The organism is Chryseobacterium sp. BGARF1, assembly GCF_001677955.1.
GTDB lineage: Bacteria > Bacteroidota > Bacteroidia > Flavobacteriales > Weeksellaceae > Chryseobacterium.
Genome location: NZ_LELA01000003.1, coordinates 56,744 through 63,219, shown reverse-complemented (window position 1 = coordinate 63,219; position 6,476 = coordinate 56,744). Strand labels below are relative to the sequence as shown.

The window sequence follows — 6,476 nt, the reverse complement described above, 5'->3', positions numbered from 1 at the left end:
CAATTCATTGGTTTCTTGTTTGAATTTAGATTAATTAACTGAAATTCTTAATGTTAAAATAAGAATAAACAAAGTTTATTTTGATTTATAAAATTAAGGAAAAGGTTATAATAAAAATATTGAATAAATTTTAAACAAGCTCTTAATGTTTTAAAAAAATAAGAATAAACAAAGTTTATTTAATTAAGAAAATGCTATGAAAAATTACTTATTAAAATTTAAGTAAACCCTTAGAAAACGATATTTTTAATTAAAATTCTCGTTAGAAAATAATTTTAAAAAATTTGTGTAAAGAATTATCTATTTAGTTTAGAAAGCTCCAGGGGAGCTTAACCTTTGTAGCAGAATCCAAGCACACAAATTTGAGCTCCAGAGGAGCGACACATTATATTTATCAATAACCACCAGAAAAATCCTTAGAAAATAATTATATTCGCTAAACTCAAATCAAAATCAGAAATGAAACGTTTTTTACTTCTATTTTCTATCCTATTTTCGGGACTGTTCTTTTCGCAAAATCAATTAAATTTAATTCCTTATCCTCAAAAAGTAATTTTTAATCAAGGAAAAAGTAATATTCCCAATCAGATTATAGTAAGAGAAACGAAAAATGATTCTCTTCATTTAGAAGTTAAGATTTTTAATACTTTTCTTAAAACTGCTTCAACTCGTTTTTTAGTTACGAATCATGGGGTTCCTAAATTTACTTTTGTTACCATAGAAAAAGTAAATTCTTCGGAAATTAATAACGATGGATATTTTTTGGAAATTAAAGACAACGAAATTTTAATAAAATATTCAACTAATAATGGGAAATTTTATGGTTTTCAAACATTAATTCAATTAATTAATCAGTTTTCAGAAATAAAACAACTTCCCAATCTTCAAATCCAAGATTCTCCAAAATTCGCATGGCGCGGAATGCACCTTGATGTTTGCCGTCATTTCTTCACCGTTGAAGAAGTAAAGCAGTACATTGATTATTTAGCGATGTATAAACTGAATACTTTTCATTGGCATTTAACGGATGACCAGGGTTGGAGAATTGAAATTAAAAAATACCCAAAGCTCACAAAAATCGGTTCAAAACGTAAAGAATCGATGATTGGAGCATATGTTGACGATACTTTTGATGGAAAACCTTACGGCCCGTATTTTTATACACAAGAACAAATTAAAGAAGTAGTAAAATATGCTACAGAAAGATACATCACAGTAGTTCCCGAAATAGAAATGCCGGGTCACGCTTTGGCTGCACTTTCGGCTTATCCTGAATTGGCGTGTACAAAAGGTCCTTTTGAATCGGCTACAAAATGGGGTGTTTTTGATGATGTTTTCTGCCCGAAAGACGAAACTTTTACGTTTTTAGAAAATGTTTTAGATGAAGTAATGACACTTTTCCCTTCGCAATATATTCACATCGGTGGTGACGAATGTCCTAAAACAAGATGGAAAGAATGTGCGCATTGTCAGGAATTGATCAAGAAAAATAATCTGAAAGATGAACACGGTTTACAAAGCTATTTCATCCAAAGAATTGAAAAATATGTTAATTCTAAAGGACGAAAAATTATCGGTTGGGACGAAATTTTGGAAGGAGGTTTAGCACCAAATGCAGCGGTAATGAGTTGGACTGGCATTAAAGGCGGAGTTGAAGCCGCAAAAAGCAATCATTTTGCGGTAATGACACCGGGTTCTTATTGTTATTTTGACCATTATCAGGGTGACCCACAAACCGAGCCAAATGCTTTTGGAGGTTTTACACCTTTGGAAAAAGTGTATTCTTACAACCCGATCCCTTCTGAATTAAATGTAGAGCAATCGAAATATATTTTGGGAGTTCAGGCTAATTTATGGACGGAATATATTTTGGATTTTAAACAGGTTCAGTATATGATTTTTCCGAGATTGTTTGCGCTTTCTGAAGTCGGTTGGGGAAGTTCAAATCCAAAAAATTATAAACAATTTGAAAACAGAGTAGTGGAGCATTTTAAAATTTTAGATAAAATGAACATCAACTATGCGAAAAGTATTTATAATATTGGCGGAAAAGTAATTCCTAGTAAAAATGGAGCTTCATACGAACTTTCAACTTCACAAAATCCAAATGGAATTAGATATACAATAGACGGAAGTGAACCTAAATCAAGTTCTGCAACTTATCAAAATCCGATTCCTGTTTCTAAAGCAATGACGGTAAAATCTGCTTACTTTGAAAATGGAGTATTGAAAAGTGCGGTGTCTTCTCAGGATTTTACGCCTTCCAAAACAACCGGAAAAGCAATTACTTTAGAACACCAACCAAGCGAAAATTATTCTTTTGGCGGAGCTTTTACATTAGTTGACGGAATTGTTGGAAATGTGAAACAATTGGGTAAAACGTGGCTTGGTTTTCAGGGAGAAGACGTTGTAGCAACTATTGATTTCGGTCAAAAAACGGATTTTACAGAAGTTTATTTTAATACTTTAGATAACAAAGGAAGCTGGATTCATTTGGCAAAATCTGCCGAAATTTCTGTTTCTGATGACGGAAAAAACTTTAAAACCATTAAAGAAATTGGTAAAGATGAAATTCTTAAAACCAAAGGAAAAGTCAATCTGAAAGTAGGAAATCAGAATTCAAAATTCATTAAAATTCAAATCGAAAATGCAGGAATAATTCCTGCCGGAAATCCTGGAGCAGATTCAAAAGCGTGGCTTTTTGTTGACGAAATTGGTGTAAATTAGTAATTATTTTTTTTAATCATGGAAAATTCAGTTCTTTCATCAGAATTCACTTCATCACCGGAATTAGTTGAAAAATTATATCTCAACGGTAATAAGAAAACTTATAAAGAAGGAGATATTATTTTAGATGAAAACTCGTCTATTCGTGCGATTCCGATTGTAATGAAGGGGATGATTAAAGTGATTAGAACTGAAGAAGACGGTCGCGAAATTCTGCTTTACTATATTCAAGCGGGTGAAAGTTGCATCATGTCTTTTCTTGGTGGAATGCATAATGAAAAAAGTATTGTGAAAGCTGAAGTGGAGGAAGATACCGAAATTTTGTTTTTGCCCGTAGATAAAGTTTCGCTTTTCATCAAAGAATACCCTGAGTGGCTTGATTATATTTTTAGATTATACCACAAGCGTTTTGAAGAATTATTGGATATTATCAATGCTATTGCCTTTAAAAAAGTAGACGAAAGATTATTGAATCTTCTCATCAAAAAAACTGAGATTTCTCAATCTAAAACCATTATCACTACTCATGAGCAGCTTGCCAATGAGCTTGGAACGGCAAGAGTTGTCGTCTCAAGGCTTTTAAAACAACTGGAAGATACCGGTAAATTGAAATTAGGAAGAAATAAAATTACTCTTTTATAGATTCTTTCAATTTGTATATAAATTCTAAAAAATAAACCTCATTGGGGTTTTTCTTATGTAACAAAAGTAACTGTGCAGGTTTCTTTATATTCTCAACTTTGCATTATAAAGTTGAGAAATGGAAATTTTTGGTTATATCGCATCTGTTCTAATAGGTGTTTCTTTAGGTTTAATTGGCGGTGGCGGAAGTATTTTTACTGTTCCGGTTTTGGTGTATATTTTTGGGATTGATGCCTTCTTAGCAACAGAATATTCGCTTTTTATAGTCGGAACTAGCAGTTTGATAGGCTCTGTTTCTTACTTTAAAAATGGTTTGGTAAATGTGAAAACCGTTTTAATTTTTGGTATTCCATCAGTCATTTCTATTTTTCTCACCCGTAATTTTTTGTTACCATTTATTCCTGATTCTATTTTTAGAATTGGAAACTTTGTGATGACAAAAAATATTTTTTTGCTTCTCATTTTTGCAGGCTTAATGATTGTTGCCTCGTACAAAATGATTCGAAAAAATAAAGTGACGGAAATTAAAACTAGATCTTTACACAAAAACAACACTTCTTTAGCTGCAGGAGAAGGTTTAGTTGTAGGATTTTTAACTGGCCTGGTCGGAGCCGGAGGTGGTTTTATGATTATTCCTGCATTGGTTAATTTTCTGAAAATACCGATGAAAGTTGCTATTGGAACTTCTTTGGTCATTATTTCTTTTAATTCTTTGATTGGATTTTTTTCTTCAGTGAATCATGTAAAAATCGATTGGAACTTTTTATTGAGTCTTTCATTCATAGCAATAATAGGGATCACTATAGGAACACAGTTATCAAAAAAAATCAATGGTGAAAAATTGAAACCCATATTTGGATGGTTCATACTGATAATGGGAGTTTACATTATTCTAAAAGAAATAGTGATATGAATCTCTTGTGTAACAAAAGTAACTGTGAGTAGAAAATAGTTTAAACAAATTTGCAGTAAGTAAAATGATTTGAAAAAATAAATAATTAAAAGATGAAAATAGAACAAATATATACCGGATGTCTCGCTCAAGGTGCTTATTATATTGTTTCTGATGGTGAAGCGGTAATTATAGACCCTTTAAGAGAAACCAAACCGTACCTTGAAAGACTGGAAAAAGATAATGTTAAGCTGAAATACATTTTTGAAACCCATTTTCATGCAGATTTTGTGAGTGGTCACATTGATTTGAGTAAAAAAACAAATGCTCCGATTGTTTACGGTCCTACTGCAAACCCCGAATTTGATGCTATTATAGCCCAAGACAATCAGATTTTTGAAGTGGGAAAAATAAAGATTAAAATTCTTCACACTCCGGGACATACAATGGAAAGTTCTTGTTTTTTATTAATTGATGAAAACGGAAAAGAAAAAGCTTTATTTAGTGGTGATACCTTGTTTTTAGGAGATGTTGGCCGTCCTGATTTGGCTCAGAAAGCTGAAAATATGACTCAGGAAGAATTAGCAGGACTTCTGTATGAAAGTTTATACAAAAAAATACTTCCTTTAGATAATGATATTATGGTTTATCCGGCTCATGGTGCAGGTTCGGCATGCGGAAAAAATATGCAGAAAGAAACCGTAGACACACTGGGAAATCAGAAAAACATAAATTATGCGTTAAATCAAAATAGTAAAGAGGATTTTATAAAAGCTGTTACAGACGGACTTCTTCCGCCTCCCGTATATTTTGGGATGAATGTGATGATGAATAAACACGGCTACAAAAGTTTTGATGAGGTCATGTTTAATGGTTTAAATGCTCTTTCGCCCGAAGAATTTGAAAAAACTGCAGAGCTTTTTGGAGCCTTGGTTCTTGATGTAAGAAATAATGATGAATTTGCAAAAGGTTTCGTTCCCCAATCCATAAATATTGGTTTAAATGGTGATTTTGCACCTTGGGTCGGAGCTTTAATTGGCGATGTAAAACAACCCATTTTATTAGTTATTGATGAAAATAAACAGGAAGAAGCGCTAACAAGATTGAGCAGAGTTGGGTTTGATACTATTTTAGGTTTTCTCGACGGTGGTTTTGAAGCCTGGAAGGAAAATAACAAAGAAATAGACACTGTTCATCAAATTTCTGCAAAACAATTTGAGAGCGAAATCAAAAATAAAGAGGTTAAAATTATTGATGTAAGAAAAGAAAGTGAATATCTGTCAGAGCATGTGAATGATGCCTACAATATGCCTTTAGCGTATATCAATGACTGGATTACTGAATTAGATTCAGAAAAACATTTCTATCTTCATTGTGCAGGTGGTTATCGAAGTACGATGGCGGCAAGTATTCTGCAAGCAAGAGGATACAGGAATTTTACAGAAATTGAAGGTGGTTTTTCTGCCATAGCAAATACTGAAGTTTCTAAAAGTAATTTTGTGTGTCAAACTAAGGTTTTTCCTTATATTGGCTGAAATATGACTTAGCTGAAAGATATATTAATCATAAAAATAATGCGAAATAATAATGAATTCTGAAAAGCAAAATTATAAAGATCATTGGCAAAATGTATATGAAACCAAGAATCCGAATGAAGTAAGTTGGACACAAAAAATTCCCCAAACCTCTTTAGATCTTATTGAAGAAGTATCAAAAGGCAAATCTTCAAAAATTATAGATATTGGTGGCGGCGATAGTAATTTGGTAGATTTTTTACTTGAAAAAGGATTTGAAAATATTTCCGTTTTAGATATTTCTGCAAAAGCATTAGAAAAAGCAAAGACCAGATTAGAAGTTCAGGCTGAAAATGTAGACTGGATTGTAACAGACATCACAGAATTTAAAACCAGCACAGAATATGATATTTGGCACGATAGAGCTGCTTTTCATTTTCTGACAACACAAGACGAAATTAAAAAATATGTTGAGATTGTAAGAAATGCGGTTTCCGATACGCTGATTATAGGAACATTTTCTGTAGATGGTCCGCAAAAATGCAGTGGTTTGCCGATTTTACAATATAATGAAGAGCGTCTGAAAAACATATTCTCACAAGACTTTGAGCTTGTGAAGTCTTTCACAGAAAATCATATTACCCCATTTAATACTGTTCAGAATTTTATTTTTTGTCAGTTTAAAAAGAAATAAATAAAAA

At 32.2% G+C, this 6,476-nt stretch carries 5 protein-coding genes; all 5 read left to right on the top strand.

The window, feature by feature from the left end; translation table 11 throughout:
- The first annotated feature begins 459 nt into the window (after window positions 1-459).
- The 5 genes from AB671_RS01115 to AB671_RS01095 all read left to right on the top strand — a co-directional run bounded on the left by AB671_RS01115 (window position 460) and on the right by AB671_RS01095 (window position 6,469).
- Window positions 460-2,727 (top strand): family 20 glycosylhydrolase, encoded by a 2,268-nt coding sequence (locus AB671_RS01115; protein WP_066679513.1) that lies wholly within the window; start codon window positions 460-462, stop codon window positions 2,725-2,727.
- Between the two features lie 18 nt (window positions 2,728-2,745).
- Window positions 2,746-3,369 carry a Crp/Fnr family transcriptional regulator gene (locus AB671_RS01110; protein ID WP_066679514.1) on the top strand — a complete coding sequence of 208 codons (624 nt, stop codon included), beginning with the start codon at window positions 2,746-2,748 and terminating at the stop codon, window positions 3,367-3,369.
- 118 nt (window positions 3,370-3,487) lie between these two features.
- Window positions 3,488-4,282: a sulfite exporter TauE/SafE family protein gene (locus AB671_RS01105; RefSeq protein WP_066679515.1), complete on the top strand. Its 795-nt coding sequence runs from the start codon at window positions 3,488-3,490 to the stop codon at window positions 4,280-4,282.
- 92 nt (window positions 4,283-4,374) lie between these two features.
- On the top strand, window positions 4,375-5,796 hold the full coding sequence (locus AB671_RS01100; RefSeq protein ID WP_066679516.1) for an MBL fold metallo-hydrolase: 1,422 nt from the start codon (window positions 4,375-4,377) through the stop codon (window positions 5,794-5,796).
- A 52-nt stretch (window positions 5,797-5,848) separates the two neighbouring features.
- Complete coding sequence (locus AB671_RS01095; RefSeq protein WP_066679517.1) at window positions 5,849-6,469, top strand: class I SAM-dependent methyltransferase; 621 nt, start codon at window positions 5,849-5,851, stop codon at window positions 6,467-6,469.
- Window positions 6,470-6,476: the final 7 nt, after the last annotated feature.

Bases quoted from the DNA above. Each gene is read 5' to 3' on its own strand.
- AB671_RS01115 (WP_066679513.1), top strand. From the start codon at position 460: ATGAAACGTTTTTTACTTCTATTTTCTATCCTATTTTCGGGACTGTTC.
- AB671_RS01100 (WP_066679516.1), top strand. From the start codon at position 4,375: ATGAAAATAGAACAAATATATACCGGATGTCTCGCTCAAGGTGCTTAT.
- AB671_RS01095 (WP_066679517.1), top strand. From the start codon at position 5,849: ATGAATTCTGAAAAGCAAAATTATAAAGATCATTGGCAAAATGTATAT.
- AB671_RS01110 (WP_066679514.1), top strand. From the start codon at position 2,746: ATGGAAAATTCAGTTCTTTCATCAGAATTCACTTCATCACCGGAATTA.
- AB671_RS01105 (WP_066679515.1), top strand. From the start codon at position 3,488: ATGGAAATTTTTGGTTATATCGCATCTGTTCTAATAGGTGTTTCTTTA.